Source organism: Gordonia sp. 11cp (genome assembly GCF_057767225.1).
Genome location: NZ_CM173437.1, coordinates 1388543 through 1403723, shown reverse-complemented (window position 1 = coordinate 1403723; position 15181 = coordinate 1388543). Strand labels below are relative to the sequence as shown.

Below are 15181 nucleotides of genomic sequence, written 5' to 3'. Positions count from 1 at the left end.
TTACAGTCGCGGGTCGACGGCCTCCGACTCCATCGCGAGGACGCCGAACACGCACTGGTGAACGCGCCACAGCGGCTCTCCGGCCACCGCTCGACGAAGGGCTTCGAGGCCCAGCGCGTACTCCCGAAGCGCCATCGACCGTTTCAGTCGGAGATTGCGGTTCTTGAGCCGAGCGAGCGTCGTCGGGTCGGTGTAGTCGGGGCCGTAAATGATCCGCAGGTACTCGCGCCCACGGACTTTGAGTCCGGGCTGTACGAGGCCCTTGGGGCCGCGCACGAGATTGGCGAGCGGCTTGACGACCATACCTTCACCGGCGTTCGCGGTCAGGTCCTCCCACCAGGTCACACCCGCCGCGCGAGAGGATTCTGCGGTGGTCTCCACGACGAGGCGGCGGGTGGGCCGGAACAGTTCCGGGTCGGCGACGGCCAGGCGGTCGGCGATGGCGAGATGCCATTGGTGATCACGGTTCTCGTACGTCGCGGCATCCCCGGCGAGGATCTGGAAAGGTGCAACCTGGATACCCAACGGGGAGGCGATCGGTTGGACGTGATGGCGATAGGAATCGACGAAGAGGCCGGCGTTGACGCCGCGCGTTCGGGTCCTGTCGAGTAGGTCGCCGACGTCAGCCCCTCGCGCGGCCGCAGCCGTCAGCACGTCGATCGTGGCCGGTATCGCGGTTGTCGCCGCGGCGCCGACCCTGGCGTACTGACTGCGAATCATCGGCTCCGCCTTCGCTGTCCACGGCAGCACCTCGGCGTCCACCAGTAGGCGGGTGGTGTCGAGCTCGGTCCACAAGCCCGCCTCGGTGACGGCGTCGGCAATCCGCGACAGCACCGCCGCCTGCCGTTCGTCGGAGAAGAACGCCCGCCCGGTGCGGGAATGGACGCAGCCGGACCCGTCGCGCGCCACACGGACGACGGCGCGAGACCCCATGTGCTTCTCTTCGCAGACGACCCGACCGATCGAGTGCTTCGCGTAGTGGTCGAATGCCTCATCCGGGTGCTCCAGGAATCCGTCGCGCGACGAGCTGTCCACCGGCAACATCGTCGGCGGCAGGTAGAACAACCCGGCCGGCGCAATCGCGAACCTGCTCATCACTTCCAGTGCGCCCGCGGCGGTCTCATCTCGTACGGAGATCCGTCCCATGTACTCGGTGGAGATGACGCGGTGCCCGAGGACATCGGTCAGCCTCAACACCTCCGGGCGGCGGGACGGCGGGACCAGGGGGCGGATGGGCTGGTAGTACGTCGCCCGCGCCGGTACCGACACGACCTCTCGCTCGGGATATCGCAGCGCGGTGAGGCTACCCCCGAAAACGCATCCCGTGTCCAGGCACATCGTGTTGTTGATCCACTCGGTCTCGGGTACCGGCGTGTGCCCGTACAAAACGGTTGCCGCACCGCGATACTCATCAGCCCACGGGTAGCGGATCGGTAGGCCGAACTCGTCGGTCTCACCGCTCGTGTCGCCGTACAGGGCGAACGCCCGCACCCGGCCGGAGGCCCGGCCGTGATACTTCTCGGCCAGGCCCGCATGGGCGACGACCAGTCTGCCGTCGTCGAACACGTAATGGGCGACGAGGCTGTCGCAGAACCGACGGACCTCGGCGACGAACGCATCGTCCTCGGTTGCCAGCTGATCCAAGGTCTCCTGCAGACCGTGGGTCGCCCTGACATCCTTCCGGCCCAGTGCGCGAACGAGTTTCGCCTCGTGATTGCCCGATACACAGAGGGCGTTGCCACTCGCGACCATACCCATCACCAGACGGAGGGTGCCGGGAGAGTCCGGACCGCGATCGATCAGATCGCCGACGAAGACCGCTCGGCGACCATCTGGGTGTGCGGCGTCCACGGAGTGGCCCTCGTCGCCGACGATCGCGTAACCCAGTCGCCGGAGGAGGATCTCGAGCTCTTCGCGACAACCATGCACATCCCCGATGACATCGAATGGACCGTGTTCGTCCCGACGGTCGTTGAGCAGGCGTGTCCGCACGATCGAGGCCGACGCGACGGCCTCGGGGGAGTCCAGGACATGGATCGTGCGGAATCCCTCGCGCTTGAGGCCGCGCAACGACCGCCGTAGCTGGTCGTGCTGACGCTTGACAACGTGCGCGCCGAAGTCGCGGTCCGACCGAGAAGCATTGCGCTCCAGCGCCAGTGCGACCGGAAGATCGAGGACGATCGCCACCGGGAGCACATCGTGATCCTTCGCCAGTGCCACCAGCGACTTGCGCGCGGAGGCCTGCACGTTGGTGGCGTCGACGACGGTCAGCCGGCCGCGATCGAGCCGCTTGCCGACGATGTATTCGAGCAGGTCGAACGCATCTGTGGTCGCCCCTTGGTCATTCGGGTCATCCGAGACCATCGCGCGGCAGTCGTCACTGGACACGACCTCCGTCGGCAGGAAGTGGGTGCCCGCGAACACCGACTTGCCGGAACCACTGGTCCCGACGAGGACGACCAGGGACAGTTCCGGGATGCTCAGTTCGGTCATGCTGATCCCCCTGTCGTGGTCGATTGGGCGAACACGGCCATCTGTGTCGGCGACCCGACCTCCTCGTCACATTCGCCGACCGGCCGCAGATCGACGTCGTATCCGTAGCGTTCGCCTACCTGGCCGGCCCACGTTCCGAACTCCCGGCGGGTCCACTCGAAACGGTGATCGGGGTGTCGGAAGCCGCCCTCGGCCAGAGCCGGATACCGCACGTTGTACTCGCTGTTGGGTGTCGTGACGACGACCCGGCGTGGCCGCATCGTCCCGAAGACGTTGTCGACGACCGCCGGAAGCCGTTCCGGGTCCATGTGTTCGATGACTTCCATGAGGATCGCCAGATCCAGGCCGTCGAGGCGATCGTCCTCGTACTGCAGCGACGACAACAGCAACGTCAGGCGTCCGGACTGGCGCTCGGTCATCCGGTCGACATGCAACCGCTTGGCTGCCTTCGACAGGGACGAGTCGGACACGTCCGTTCCGATGACACGTGTCACCCCGTGCAGCTCGAGCAACGAACCGAGCAGCGCGCCCGGTCCACACCCGAGGTCGACGATCGTCGCCGGCCGGAACTCACGCACGACGTCGAGGACCGCGTCGTGCCTCCACCGCACCAGGGGGCGCGAGACATCGGGCTCGGCGTCGTCCGCCGCGTCGTCGACCGGCCGGTCGTCCAGCTCGATCAGTCGCTGCGTGGCAGCGTCTTTCAGTCCGCGCTGATGGGCCAGATAGCGATGAGTGATCAGCTCCCTCTCCGGGTGGGCGGCCAGCCACCCCGATCCTGCGCGGACCAGCTTGTCGACCTCGTCGTCGCCGACCCAGTAGTGCTTCGCGTCGTCCAACACGGGCAGCAGGACGTAGAGGTGATTCAGCGCGTCGGCCAGACGAAGCGACCCGACGAGGGTCAGTGACACCAACGGTGCAGCTCCCCATTCGGGTCTGGTGGCATCCAAGTCGATCGCGTCGGCTGTGACGTCCCACCCCATGGGTTCGAACAAGCGGCGCACCAGATCAGGATCACCCGGGACCGCGGGGAGGGCGATCGTCAGATCCAGCTCCGACTCCGCGAGTCGATCCCGAGAGGCGCAGCGGCCCTGGAGCGCCGACCGGAACACCTTCCCCATCGCCACCGCGAGCAACGACGACGCGACGTAGGGACGGTCGTTGACGTACTGGCCCAGCGCGTACCCGTCGCGCGCACCAGAACGTCCCCGCACCAACGCAACCGGATCGACCTCGATCACCATCGCGGCCGTGCACCTGTCGTCGTCGACCTCGGGGTAGAAGACATGCGCCGTGCCTCCGTACACATCGAACGCCTGAACCCTCTCCGGATGCTTGTGCAGCAGGAAGCCCAGATCGCTCGGTGTTTCGAGGGTCGACGAACGTTCGGCGGAGATGGTCAACAGCATTCGGACAGTCTGACTGACCGAGTGTGGCCGGGAAACAGGTTTCTCGGCTGGGCGGGCCCTTCGAGGCTCGTCGCTTTCGCTCCTCGCACCTCAGGGGGCAGGGGGGCTGGTTGCTTTCGCTCCTCGCACCTCAGGGGGCAGGGGGCTGGTTGCTTGCGCTCCTCGCACCTCAGGGGGCGGAGGGGGCGGTGTCGTTGAGCACACGCACGACGAGATGCAGTGCGGCGGTGGTGGTCAGCGACCGGATACGCTCGCGGTCGCCGGGAAACCTGCGGGTGACGGTGATGGTGGGCCGGCCGCGGAGGGCCACGCCGAAACACACGGTCCCGACGGGCTTGGCCTCGGTGCCGCCACCGGGTCCGGCAACGCCAGTGGTCGACACGGCGACATCGGTGCCGAATCGCGTGAGAGCCCCTTCGGCCATCGCCGCCGCGACCTCCACGCTGACGGCGCCATGCGTGGCGATCAACTCGGTCGGGACGTCGAGCAGGTCGGATTTGGCGTCGTTGGAGTACGAGACCACGCCGCCCATCACATAGGCCGAGGAGCCGGGCCGATCGGTCAGCCGGGCGGCGACGAGTCCGCCGGTGCAGGACTCCGCGGTCGCGATCAGCTTCCCGTCCAGCGCTGCCACCAGCTGGTCGTCGATCGTGGAACCGTCGGTCGAGAAGATCTGCCGCCCATGGTGTTCGGTGAGGAAACCCAGCAGGGCGTCGTAGACCGGGGTGTCCACGGCGGCGAATCGGGTCACCATGTCGAGTTCGCCTCGTCGTAGGCAGGTGGTGATCTCGAGTCGATCGAACGAGGAGATCGAGGTCTCCGCCGATCGGAGCGTCTCGGCGAGTTCGGCTTCGAGGAGTCCGTAGGCGCGGATGGTCGCCTGACGGAGATCGTCGGCGCGGGACAAGACATCGGCGACGGCCGCGGAGGCGATCGCCGTCGGCCACATCGCCTGGAGCTCGCTGGGAGGACCGGGCAGGACGACGATCGTCGGCACACCGGCGGCAGCGGGGATGACGACACCCGGCGCGGTGCCGGTGGGTGGTACCGGAGCAGCCCCGACCGGTACCAGGACCTGTTTGCGGATGCCGGCGCGCGTCGGACCGGAATCGACGTCGAATCCGACCCCGCGCCAGCGCTGGATGATCGCGGCGATGTGTTCCTCGAGTCCGGGATCGAGGAGCAGTTCGCGACCGCAGAACGCGGCGACGGTGGCGACGGTCAGGTCGTCGGCGGTGGGACCGAGCCCGCCGCTGGTGACGATGAGGTCCACCTGTTGCTCGGCGAGAAAGCGCAACTGAGCGGTGAGGTCGTCGGGTCGGTCGCCGCAGATCGTGATGTGGGCGACGTCGACCCCGAGTTCGAGGAGTTCCGCGGACAGCCAGGGTCCGTTCTGGTCGGCGATCCGGCCGGTCAGGACCTCGGTTCCGGTCACCACGATGCCTGCGCGCACACTCACGGATTCGAGCCTAGTGGTGTGTCTGCCGCCGACGCAGAACGCGCCCTCGGCGAGAGGGCGCGTTCCACGGCGTTCGGAGAGGACAGGATGTGACGATCAGGCCTTCTCGGCCTTCGCCTTCTCCTGCATCGACGAGCGGGCCGGGTTGGCCTGGTCGTCCTTCTTGGGGTCGGATTCGTCCTGCTTCTCGGTCACCCCGGACTTGATGCGCGCGCCGATGTCGGGGTCGACGCGATGCCAGTACTCGAAGGCCCGCTGGAGGATCGGTTCGGAGACGCCGTTGAGGAGGTGTCCGACGACGTTGTCCACGAAGCGTTCACGCTGCTCGTCGTCGAAGACCTCGCGGACCAGCGTGCCCGCCTGACCCCAGTCGTCGTCCTCGGGGTGGTCGACGTAGGCGCTGCGGAGGATCTCACCGTTGGCCGCCCACTGCGGCTCGCCCTGTCCGGGATAGAGCGCGGACGGCCCGCCCTTCGAGTTCGGGGCGTACACCGGGTCCGTGACGTTGTGGATCCGCATGGCGCCGTCCTTGGAGTACGAGTGGACCTCGTTGGTCGGCGCGTTCACCGGGATCTGCTTGTAGTTGCCGCCGATCCGGTGGCGGTGGGCATCGGCGTAGGAGAACACGCGCGCCAGCAGCATGCGGTCGGGGCTGAAGCCGATACCCGGCACGACGTTGTTGGGCTCGAACGCCGCCTGCTCGATCTGCGTGTGGTGATCCACCGGATTCGTGTGGAGGGTCATCTTGCCGACCTCGACGAGCGGGTAATCGCCGTGGGGCCAGACCTTGGTCAGGTCGAACGGGTTGAACCGGTAACTCACCGCGTCGTCGAACGGCATGAGCTGCACCTTGAGGGTCCAGCTCGGATGGTTGCCGGCGGCGATGTTCTCGAAGAGGTCCCGAGTGTGGAAATCGGTGTCAGCCGCGGCCATCTGGTCGGCTTCGTGCTGCGTGAGATGCTCGACGCCCTGATCGGACTTGAAATGGTACTTCACCCAGTGCTTCACGCCTTCGGCGTTCACCCACAGATAGGTGTGGGAGGTGTAGCCGTTCATGTGGCGCCAGGTCTTGGGGATTCCCCGGTCACCCATCAGCCAGGTGACCTGATGTGCGGACTCCGGTGAGAGCGTCCAGAAGTCCCACTGCATGTCGTGGTCGCGAAGGTTGTTGTCCTGTCGGCGTTTCTGCGACCGGATGAAGTGCTGGAACTTCATCGGATCCTTGACGAAGAAGACCGGCGTGTTGTTGCCGACCATGTCGTAGATACCTTCGGACGTGTAGAACTTCAGCGCGAAACCGCGCGGGTCACGCCAGGTGTCCGGACTTCCGCGCTCGCCTGCGACCGTCGAGAATCGCGCCACCATCTCGGTTTTCACGCCCGGCTGGAACAAGGCGGCACACGTGTATGCCGAAATGTCCTGCGTGGTCTCGAATGTGCCGAAGGCGCCGCTGCCCTTGGCATGTGGCTGGCGCTCGGGGATCCGCTCGCGGTTGAACTGCGCCATCTGCTCGATCAGATAGTGATCGTGCAGGACGATCGGGCCGCCGGCGCCGACGGTCAAGGAGTGTTCGTCGCTCCCCGCCGGTGCTCCCGAATCCCGGGTGGTGAACAGTGAATCGTCGGACATATCGCCTCCGAGAGGTCGTCGTATCCGTGCATGAACAACGGGACCCGAGGGCTGCAGGTCCGTTCCGCCGATCCTACGCTGACGGGGTCTGCGGGACGTCGATCCCGAATTCCCGCAAGACCTCCTCGGTGTGCTGCCCGAGTGCCGGGACAGGGCCCATCGCCAGTTCCACGTCGTCGAAGGTCAGCGGCGGCAGGAGCGCCCGTACCGGGCCGACCTCGGTGTCCACCTCGCGCCAGCGGCCGCGCTCGCTCAGCTGCGGATGGTCGACGACGCCCTCGAGGTCGCGGATCTCGGCGGCGGGTATGCCCGCCTCGGCGAGACGTCGGTCGAGTTCGTCGGTGGTGAACCGTTTGGTCTCCGCGCTGATCACCGCGTCCACCTCGGCTCGTCGCGAGACCCGGTCGATGTTGGTGCGGTAGCGGGGGTCGTCGGCGAGATCCGGGCGGTCGAGGGCGACGCGGGTCAATGCGTCCCAGCCACGGTCGTTCTGCACGCCGATCAGGATGTCGCCGTCCTGGGTCGGGTACTTGTCGTAGGGCACGATCGCCGCGTGTCCGAGACCGGCGCGGGCGATCTGCCGGCCGCCGTAGAGACGCAGGTACATCGGGTGGCCCATCCATTCGACCGTGGCGTCGAACATCGCCACCGAGACCCGGGCGCCGAGTCCGGTGGTGGCCCGTCTCAGCAGCGCCGACAGCACGGAGGTGAGGGCGTACATTCCGGCGGCGATGTCCGAGGAGGGGATGCCGGTCTTCGCCATCTCCTCGGGTGTCCCGGTCACCGAGATGAGCCCGGCCTCGGCCTGGACCAGCATGTCGTAGGCCTTGCGGTCGCGATACGGTCCCGCGTCGCCGTACCCGGACATGTCGACGACGACGAGTTCGGGATGGTCCGCGCGCAGATCGTCGGCGCTCAGACCGAGCCGGCCGGCCGCGCCGGGGGCGAGATTCTGGACGAAGACGTCTGCGCCCGCGATCAGGGTTCGGATGGCGTCGCGTCCGGCCTCGGTCTTGAGGTCGAGTGCGACCGACTCCTTGCCGCGGTTGAGCCATACGAAGTGCGAACCGACTCCGCCGCGCACCGCCGCGTCGTAATGCCTGGCGAAGTCGCCGTCGCCGACCCGTTCCACCTTGATGACCCGGGCGCCGAGGTCGGCCAGATGCCGGGTGGCCAGCGGTGCGGCGACGGCCTGCTCGAGCGCCACCACGGTGATGCCTTCGAGGGGCAGCGGTCCTTCGTCCGGGGTCACCGGCCAAGGATCGCCGACGGTGTGACGCGCGTCAACGAGAACCCTCGCGGTCCTCGAGGTCGTTGGTGGCCTCGGTGAGACGGTGCAGCAGGTGGGTGAGCGTCCGGATGTCGTCGGGGTCCCACTGGGTGAGTCGCGCGCGCCAGTCGGTGACCGCGGAGGCGAGTACCGCGTCGATGCGCTCGCGACCATGGTCGGTGAGGGTGACCACGCGGGCGCGCGCGTCGCGCGGGTCGGGGTGCCGCTCGGCCAGTCCGAGCCGCACGACCGCGTCGATCTGACGCGTGACCGTCGACTTCTCCATGCCGACGGCGGTGACCAGCTCCGACATCGGCATGGAATTGTGCCGGGCCAGCACGGTGATGAGGGGGTAGCACGACGGGTCGAGCCGCGGATCGATGGCGCGGGCGCGCAGGCGGGTGCGGACCCGGCCCCGCCGCCAGAAGTCGGCGAGTTCGGCCTCGAGACCGCTGATCGGATCCGGGCTGATGGGACCCGGACTGACGGGATCCGGACCGGCGGGGTCGTCGGCCGACGCGGTCATCTCCGAACCCATGCGGGTCAGATTACCCAGCGGATGTGGGGGAGGCGACGTCGGACGACGACCGCACGTGGTGCACGATCGAGAGGTGGCCACCTCACAGCGCACCAAGCCGAATCCCTGGGAGTACGTGAAGTACGCCTACTGGGCGCGTCTGCCGAAGTCGATGCTCGACTGGGTGGCCCACGATCTGGCCGGTCCCGGTGCCTCGGTCCGGATGGTGGTCCGCTGGGCGGTGCCCTGCATCGTCGTGCTGATCCCGATGCTCTTCGTCCCCGCCGACTGGGGTGTCCGGATCACGATGACCATGCCGATCCTGCTGGCCTACCTGTTCTTCTCGATCGCGCTGAACCGGGTGTACCGGCGTCACCGGCTGGTCCAGCACGGCCTCGATCCCGATCTGGTCAACAAGCTCGAGCGGGAGAAGAACTCCGACCTCTACGACGAGTACCACCGCAAGTACCGGGGCGAGCGCCGGCGACCCGGCCCGACAGGTTGACCGTCCCGCCCGGTTCCGGACTCAGTACAGGTAGTCCTCGCCACTGGCCCGCACCGTCACGTCCGACAGGCTGATCCCCCACGGCTGGTCGATGACGTGCACGACCGCCCGTGCGAGATTCTCGGGGGTGATGAGCCAGTACTTCACCGAGTCGACGTCGGTGAGTTCCGCGGGCAGCGTGCCCTGCATCAACTCGGTGATGTGCTCGCGATACGACGCGGCGCGCTGTCCGACGATTCCGCGGATCGCGCGGTCGTTGACGATCCAGCTCGCCAGGTTGGTGCCGGCGACGCCGGTGGGTTTGACCGTCGTGACCTTGATCTTGCCCTTCGCCTCGATGCGCAACGAGTCCGACAGCATCGTCACCGCCGCCTTGGTCGCGCTGTAGACCCCCGAGCCCTCGAAGCCGCCGTTGCCGTAGATCGACGCGATGTTCACCACCTGACCGCGACCCTGCGCGATCATCTGGTCGTACACGGCGGAGATGCCGTTCACGACGCCCTTGATGTTGATGTCGATGGCCTTGTGCCACTTCTCCCAGGCCCGTGCGTGGTCGGCGAAGAACGCCAGCGGCATGACGCCGGCATTGTTGACGATCACGTCGATCGCGCCGAAGCGATCCACCGCCACCGCCGCGGCGCCCTTCATCTGGTCCATGTCGGTGACATCGGCGAGGTGTGCGACAGCCGATCCGCCCGCGGCAACGATGCCCTCGACGGCTCCGGTGAGTCCGGCATCGTCGATGTCGACACCGACGATGTTGGCGCCCTGCGCCGCGCACATCTCCGCGATGACCTTGCCGAAACCGCCTCCGGCGCCGGTGATGATGATGGTCTTGCCCTGCAGATGATCAGACATGGAGCTCCCCGGCCGCGACAAATGGTCGCGCCATCCTAACAACGCTGGTCCCCGCCGCCCGCTCGGCGAATACCCTGTTCCTCTCCCTTGCTCGTCGGTACCGTGCAAGCGGTCCTGACCCCGGTCCACGCGAGAAGTACTCCGCCGCAACCATGCCCGCGAATCATCCGCGACATCCGATCGCCGCTCCATCCACGCCCGGGGACGATTCAGTCACATGACTGATGGGGTTGTCAAGGGTTACGTCGGCCATGGCCCAGATCACTGCTGCTCACCGAAGTTGCGCTTGACACAGCAGACGGTCATGGCAAATCCTGTGTCCCGACGGCCACGCCCCGGCACGTCCTCCGCGGAGTCCCCGACCCCGCAACCGGTCTCCCCGTCTCTCGAGATCAACGAAACGCCATGCGTCGAGGGCTTTCTCGCGCACCGACGACAGGAGAACCATGACCGGGGTGTCACCGACGAGACGTACCTTCCTCCGAGCGGCGGCGATGACCGCGGCGGGCGCGGCGACAACCGTCGTCGCCGGCGCCGGTCCGGCGTCGGCTGATCCCTCGCGGCGAATTCGGCGGACACGCGAGGAGCATCGGGTGGTGATCGTCGGCTCGGGTTTCGGCGGTGGCGTCGCGGCGCTTCGCCTCGCGCAGGCCGGTGTGCCGGTCCTGCTGCTCGAGCGGGGCCGATGGTGGTCGACGGGTCCGAACTCGGAGACGTTCCCGCGTGCGTCCAGTCCGGACAAGCGGATGTTGTGGCACGAGTCGACCCCGAATCTCTTCGGCAAGCCGTTGAGCGTCGAACCCTATGTGGGACTGTTCGAGTCGGTCGCCGGCGCCAACATGACCGCACTGTGCCCGGCCGGACTCGGCGGCGGTTCGCTTGTCTACCAGGGCATGACCCTGCAACCGAGCGAAGCGGTGTTCAACGAGCACTTTCCCGACGCGCTCGACTGGCAACTGCTGAACCGGGTGCATTACCCGAGGGTCGCGCGGATGCTGAAGGTCGCGGTGGCGCCCGACTCGGTGGTCCGTTCTCCCCAATATCTGGCACCGCGACAGTTCGCCAAGAGGGTCAGGGCCGAGGGCCTTCCGCTGCAGAAGATCCCGATGCCGATCGACTGGGGTTATGCCGCAGCCGAACTGCGCGGCGAGATGAAGCCCGCGTACACCAACGGCGACGGCGCCATCGGCGTGAACAACGGTGGCAAGCACAGCGTCGACGTCACCTACATCCGTCAGGCCGAGGCGACCGGGCGCGTGCAGGTCCGCACCCTGCACACGGTTCGGCAGGTCTCCCGCCGACCCGACGGCCGGTGGTCCCTCGAGGTCGAACGCACCGACGAGTCCGGAAAAGTGGTGGAACACAAGGAATTGATCGCACGGACCCTCATCATGTCCGCTGGCAGTGTGAACACCACCAAGTTGCTGGTGAAGGCACGCGCGACGGGCACCGTGCCCGACCTGCCGGATGGTCTGGGGCACGGTTGGGGCACCAACGCCGACCGGATCTACACCTGGACCAGCCCCAGCATCGACTTCGGGACGGTGCAGGGCGGTCCGGTCGTCTTCGGCAGTCCCAACTGGAGTGACCCGAAAAGCGCGTTCACCGTCATCCAGGCATCCCTTCCGCCGCTGCCCGTCTACACCGGCACGACGATGATGGTCGGCTTCGGAGTGAGCTCGGGTCGCGGTGTCATCTCCTACGACTCGACGATCGGGGATGCGTTGATCCGCTGGCCGCACGAGGGTGACTCGGAGATCCAGACCAAGCACATCGACCGAACGGTTCGGCGGATCGCCGGGCCGGACGCCATCCTCACCGACACCAACGCGGTGTTCCCGTCGACCTGGCACGCACTGGGCGGGGCCAACATGGGCACGGTCTGCGACCTCGAGGGACGGGTCGAGGGCCAGCGCGGGCTCTACGTGATCGACGGCGCACTGATGCCCGGCAACACCGCGGCGTGCAATCCCTCGATGACCATCGCCGCGGTGGCCGAGCGTGCACTCGACCGGATCGTCGCCGAGGACGTCGGCACGGTGATCTGAGCCGTGCCGACGACGACGGGAGGGCGGACGAATCCGTCGATCACGGTGGGGTGACCGGCGCGAGCCACATGCCGGTGAGCGCGTCGACGACGAGATCGCGCTGATGTTGCCAGGTCTGGGGTGCCGGGTCTGTTCGGCCCGCTCGCTCTGCTCCCGGCGCCGGGTCGATTCGGCCCGCTCGCTCCGCTCCCGGCGCCGGTACCTCAGCTGCCCGCTCGATGTCGGCCAGCGCGTTGACGATCATGTGGCGCGTCAGGTTGTTGCGTACCGCGAGCACGTCGTCGGGGAAGGTCGGCAAGCTGCCGTAGAAGCGGTCGAGAATCGTCATGAGGGCTTCCGATCTCGCCGTCTCCTCGTAGAGCAGGACTGTCGCGGACGGGTCACTCGACACCTGGGCGAAGAACCGCGCGAAGTAACTGGGTGCACCGAGTTGCGCCAGATACTCGACCTCCGGCCCGACGAGGCAGCCGAGCCAGTCGCGGACCCCCGGGTCGGGTCCGACCTCCGCCAGACACTTGCGGCGGAGGCGTTCGATCGGGACGTTGTGCGAGGTGAGCGTGGCGCGGAGAAGATCGTCCTTGGAACCGAAGTGGTGGCCGACGGCATAGTTGTTGCCCTGACCGGCCGCCTTGCTGATCTGGCGGTTCGAGACGGCTGCCACGCCGTTGAGGGCGATCAGCTTCTCGGCCGAGCCGATCAGCAGCCCACGAGTGCGGGCAGACTGCTCCGTCTTGCCTTCGCCCATGACTAGATGATGCCCTACCGGAGCACGATGAAACGGCGGGAGGCCCGGCCGTCCGGTCGAGCGCGGGAAACAGGCATTGCGGACAGGCCGGCCGGATCGTGCCTCGGCTCGACGCGCGAACCGACCTCCGCCTACACGGGAAGCCCCTGCGCGAGTGGACACCCGGACCTAAGGTGAATCGACGAACGCCCGGATGATGATCCACCGTCCGAACGACCATCGGTCGCAGGACCCGACTGTTGGGAGGGACACGATGGCCACTGCGCCTCCGGCCACGGCGAACCTGAGGGAACTGACGCTTCGAGGAGCCGTCCTCGGCGGGATCATCACGCTGGTCTTCACCGCAGCCAACGTCTATCTCGGACTCAAGGTCGGCCTCACCTTCGCCACCGCGATCCCGGCGGCCGTCATCTCGATGAGCATCCTCCGGTACTTCTCCAACCACTCGGTGGTGGAGAACAACATCGTCCAGACCATCGCGTCCGCGGCGGGGACGCTGTCGGCGATCATCTTCGTCATCCCCGGTCTGGTCATCATCGGGTGGTGGACGGGCTTCCCGTACTGGATCACGATGGCGGTCTGCGCGATCGGCGGAATCCTGGGCGTCATGTACTCCATCCCGCTGCGTCGCGCGCTGGTCACCGGATCCGACCTGCCATATCCCGAAGGTGTTGCGGCGGCCGAGGTCCTGAAGGTCGGCGACTCCGCGGGCGGTGCCACCGAGAACAAGGCGGGCCTGCGCACGATCGTTCTCGGCTCGGTCGCGTCGGCCGCCTTCGCGTTGCTCACCAAACTGAAGCTGCTCTCCGACTCGATCTCGACGACGATCAAGATCGGCACGGGCGGAACGCTGTTCAGTGCCGGTCTGTCGATGTCGCTGATCGGCATCGGCCACCTCGTCGGGGTGACCGTGGGCATCGCCATGCTCGTCGGGGTGGTGATCTCCTACGTCGTGCTGCTGCCAATCGAGACCCAGGGGCGCACGGCGGGAGAGGATCTCGGCGATGCGGTCGGCGAGATCTTCGCCAATGACGTGCGGCTCATCGGTGCCGGGGCGATCGCCATCGCGGCCATCTGGACCCTGATCAAGGTCATCGGTCCGATCGTGCGTGGGATCAGGGCGGCCATGGTCTCCTCCCGATCGCGCCGTGAGGGGGTGACGGTGGACATCACCGAGCGGGACATGCCGATCAACATCGTCGGCGGCAGCATCCTCGTGCTGCTCGTCCCGATCGGGTTCCTGCTGTGGGACTTCGTCCACGACACCGTCCTGGAGGGCAATGCGACCGGGATCATCGCGGTCAGCATCGTGTTCGTGTTCGTCATCGGACTTGCCGTCGCCTCGGTGTGCGGTTACATGGCGGGCCTCATCGGGTCGTCGAACAGCCCGATCTCCGGTGTCGGCATCCTGGTGGTCCTCATCGCCGCGCTGCTCGTCAAGCTGACCTTCGGGCCCGCGGACGCCTCGCAGACCGACGCGCTCATCGCCTACACGCTGTTCACCGCCGCGGTCGTCTTCGGTGTCGCGACCATCTCCAACGACAACCTGCAGGACCTCAAGACCGGTCAGCTCGTCGGGGCGACCCCGTGGAAACAGCAGGTGGCCCTGATCATCGGTGTGCTGTTCGGGTCCGCCGTGATCCCGCCGATCCTGCAGCTGATGTACGAGGCCTTCGGGTTCGTCGGTGCGCCGGGAGCGACCGAGGACGCGCTCGCGGCACCGCAGGCCGGCCTGCTGACGACCCTCGCGCAGGGCGTGCTGGGGGCGGACCTGAACTGGGGACTCATCGGTATCGGGGCGCTGATCGGCGCCGTGGTGATCGTGATCGACGAATTTCTCGGCCGCGCAGGGCGATTCCGCTTGCCGCCGCTGGCCGTCGGCATGGGCATGTACCTGCCGATGTCGGTGGTCCTGGTCATCCCGATCGGTGCGTTCATCGGCCACTTCTACAACCGGTGGGCCGAACGCAGCGGTGGCGCGGTCGAACACAAGAAGCGAATGGGCGTTCTGCTGGCCACCGGTCTGATCGTCGGCGAGGCGCTCTTCGGCGTGGTCTTCGCCGGGATCGTCGCGGCGACCGGCGACGACTCGGCACTGGCGATCGTCGGAGACGGGTTCGAGCGATGGGCACAGATCCTCGGCGTCATCGTCTTCGCCGCGACGATCGCCTTCCTGTACGACCGGGTCCGCAAGATCGCGATCGCGAGCGCAGCAGAGTCGCCGACGACCACCGGCACGAAGGACTGA

Annotated in this window: 11 protein-coding genes; 3 read left to right on the top strand and 8 right to left on the bottom strand. The window is 67.2% G+C overall.

The window, feature by feature from the left end; genetic code table 11:
- The 6 genes from AC3B6C_RS06130 to AC3B6C_RS06105 form a co-directional block, all read right to left on the bottom strand.
- Positions 1 to 2493, bottom strand: coding sequence for a polynucleotide kinase-phosphatase (locus AC3B6C_RS06130; protein ID WP_488375375.1), 2493 nt, complete (start codon positions 2491 to 2493; stop codon positions 1 to 3).
- Positions 2490 to 3902 (bottom strand): 3' terminal RNA ribose 2'-O-methyltransferase Hen1, encoded by a 1413-nt coding sequence (locus tag AC3B6C_RS06125; RefSeq protein ID WP_488375374.1) that lies wholly within the window; start codon positions 3900 to 3902, stop codon positions 2490 to 2492. Before AC3B6C_RS06125 ends, AC3B6C_RS06130 begins: the two co-directional genes overlap by 4 nt.
- 169 nt (positions 3903 to 4071) lie before the next feature.
- Positions 4072 to 5361 carry a competence/damage-inducible protein A gene (locus AC3B6C_RS06120; protein WP_488375373.1) on the bottom strand — a complete coding sequence of 430 codons (1290 nt, stop codon included), beginning with the start codon at positions 5359 to 5361 and terminating at the stop codon, positions 4072 to 4074.
- A 96-nt stretch (positions 5362 to 5457) separates the two neighbouring features.
- Positions 5458 to 6990: a catalase gene (locus tag AC3B6C_RS06115; RefSeq protein ID WP_010844485.1), complete on the bottom strand. Its 1533-nt coding sequence runs from the start codon at positions 6988 to 6990 to the stop codon at positions 5458 to 5460.
- A 73-nt stretch (positions 6991 to 7063) separates the two neighbouring features.
- On the bottom strand, positions 7064 to 8242 hold the full coding sequence (locus AC3B6C_RS06110) for a CaiB/BaiF CoA transferase family protein (protein WP_055475959.1): 1179 nt from the start codon (positions 8240 to 8242) through the stop codon (positions 7064 to 7066).
- A gap of 31 nt (positions 8243 to 8273) precedes the next feature.
- Positions 8274 to 8798: a MarR family winged helix-turn-helix transcriptional regulator gene (locus AC3B6C_RS06105; RefSeq protein ID WP_488375372.1), complete on the bottom strand. Its 525-nt coding sequence runs from the start codon at positions 8796 to 8798 to the stop codon at positions 8274 to 8276.
- A gap of 55 nt (positions 8799 to 8853) precedes the next feature.
- Between AC3B6C_RS06105 and AC3B6C_RS06100 the strand changes: the two genes are divergently transcribed.
- Positions 8854 to 9282: a DUF5313 domain-containing protein gene (locus AC3B6C_RS06100; protein WP_010844482.1), complete on the top strand. Its 429-nt coding sequence runs from the start codon at positions 8854 to 8856 to the stop codon at positions 9280 to 9282.
- 21 nt (positions 9283 to 9303) lie between these two features.
- Here the strand turns inward: AC3B6C_RS06100 and AC3B6C_RS06095 are convergent, their stop codons facing one another.
- Entirely contained in the window at positions 9304 to 10140 is an 837-nt protein-coding gene (locus AC3B6C_RS06095) for an SDR family oxidoreductase (RefSeq protein WP_488375371.1), read from the bottom strand.
- 446 nt (positions 10141 to 10586) lie between these two features.
- Between AC3B6C_RS06095 and AC3B6C_RS06090 the strand changes: the two genes are divergently transcribed.
- Positions 10587 to 12188 carry a GMC oxidoreductase gene (locus AC3B6C_RS06090; protein ID WP_488375370.1) on the top strand — a complete coding sequence of 534 codons (1602 nt, stop codon included), beginning with the start codon at positions 10587 to 10589 and terminating at the stop codon, positions 12186 to 12188.
- Positions 12189 to 12228: 40 nt separating this feature from the next.
- Here the strand turns inward: AC3B6C_RS06090 and AC3B6C_RS06085 are convergent, their stop codons facing one another.
- Complete coding sequence (locus AC3B6C_RS06085; protein ID WP_488375369.1) at positions 12229 to 12933, bottom strand: TetR/AcrR family transcriptional regulator; 705 nt, start codon at positions 12931 to 12933, stop codon at positions 12229 to 12231.
- A gap of 253 nt (positions 12934 to 13186) precedes the next feature.
- Between AC3B6C_RS06085 and AC3B6C_RS06080 the strand changes: the two genes are divergently transcribed.
- Complete coding sequence (locus tag AC3B6C_RS06080; protein ID WP_488375368.1) at positions 13187 to 15181, top strand: OPT family oligopeptide transporter; 1995 nt, start codon at positions 13187 to 13189, stop codon at positions 15179 to 15181.